The organism is Saccharopolyspora sp. NPDC000995, assembly GCF_053599315.1.
The window spans coordinates 1-1,563 of sequence record NZ_JBSFLZ010000319.1 but is presented as its reverse complement, the minus strand read 5'-3'; the positions used below and the strand labels follow the sequence as shown (position 1 = coordinate 1,563).

Annotated in this window: 1 pseudogene; it reads right to left on the bottom strand. The window is 66.5% G+C overall.

The features are described 5' to 3' along the window. Window positions 1-983 precede the first annotated feature (983 nt). A pseudogene (locus ACWDKQ_RS36085) lies at window positions 984-1,563 on the bottom strand (hypothetical protein); the annotation flags it as partial.

Below are 1,563 nucleotides of genomic sequence, written 5' to 3'. Positions count from 1 at the left end.
CGACAAGCCAGAAACCTAGACGAAGCAACGGCGTGCCCCCGTCTCCGGGCCCAAAACCCCAGCTCACACCACCCACGGATCAGTCACAAGAGCCATAAAAAAAGCGCCCGGCACCGGGGAGCCGGGCTGACAGGATTTGAACCTGCGACCCCTTGACCCCCAGCCAAGTACACAAAGGACATTAACCTGCGAAACCCGAGAAACCCCAGGAAAAACCAGTGCAGCACGCTGCCGTTTAGCGCAGTACAACGCAGTTCAACCCATTTCAGTCCTCCCATACAGCCAGGCCTTTCGCCAGCCGCGCGCCGGGCCGACCGCCCAACGCCCAGGTGATCGTCTCCCACACGTCACGCAAAGCGGGCTGGTCCTGCGGTGCCGGGCAGTCAGCCCCGGCACCTGCTCGGCGAAGATCCGCTGGGAACAACCAGGCATGTCGCAGGAGAATTTCCGCGCCAACAACTCGATCAGCACCGGCCGACCCGCGCCCCCGACATTCGCCAGCCGCCGCTGGTAGCGGGAATGCACCCGCGACCGCCGCCCCGTACCGCGGGCACACCGCCTCGCCAGCACGCGCACGGGCTCGAACACGCACTTCACCCTCCTGGGCAGCCTCCACGCCCTCGACGTGGACCTCGGCTAACTGCACCCGATCATGATCAACGAGTGTGATCAGCAACAGTCACGGGATCACCAAGATCGCACCAGAGCCCGTCATCACGTCGGCAGGCGACAGAAACCCCGTACCGCAAGGTTCCCTACGTCTTCATCGCCCCGGACCGGCGCGGCGCAATCGGAGAACACGCTCTGGAGATCTTCCACTCCAGCAACCGCGAACTCAGCCTCCGCTCCGTCCGCCAACGCCTGTTCAGCCGGTTTTCTTGGAGGCGACAGCCCGTGCCCGCCTATCCCTTCTCGCTTTCGCCTTGTGCTCTGCCTTCTGCTCCGCGGCCTGTGGCGGGCGCGATCGCCGGTGACGGCTCTTGCTACCCGTCCACCTGATGACCGGAGGCGCTTCGTCGGCGTGTGTCCGGCAAATCGGGTGCCGGCTTCGCGGCCTGCTCGATCGTCTCGGCGGAATCACCGGACCCCTGGAACAGCAGCGGTTCCGGTCGGGGGGCGAGGGTCATTTCGGCCGGCGGCTCGACCGGCCGCGGTCGGCTTCCGCCCCTGTGCAGCATCCATTTCGGCCCTCGGCCTCGGTTTACCCGCGCCAACACATCCAAGCCGGTACTTCGCAGCTTGGCGACCTCGGCATTGGAGATGACCGTGTCGTTGTGCCCGAGCACCAGCAGTGGCCGACTACCTTCCTGGGCAACGGCGGCGTGATGCCGCGACCGGGTCCATGCGCTGTATTCGGCCGTTTCGGTGGACCCATGGATCGCAAGACTCACCGGCGCGCTGTGCACACCCCCACGGAAGTCGAATCCTGGCGCTGCCCCCGCCTGCACCGACGTGCCGGAACGTGCCAGCGCCAAGACAAGACCCGCCCCGGGAAGCTGCCGCATGCCTCCCACAGACGACAGCGGGTACCGGTGCCCGGCCGCGGACCGGCCCTCGCCGCCG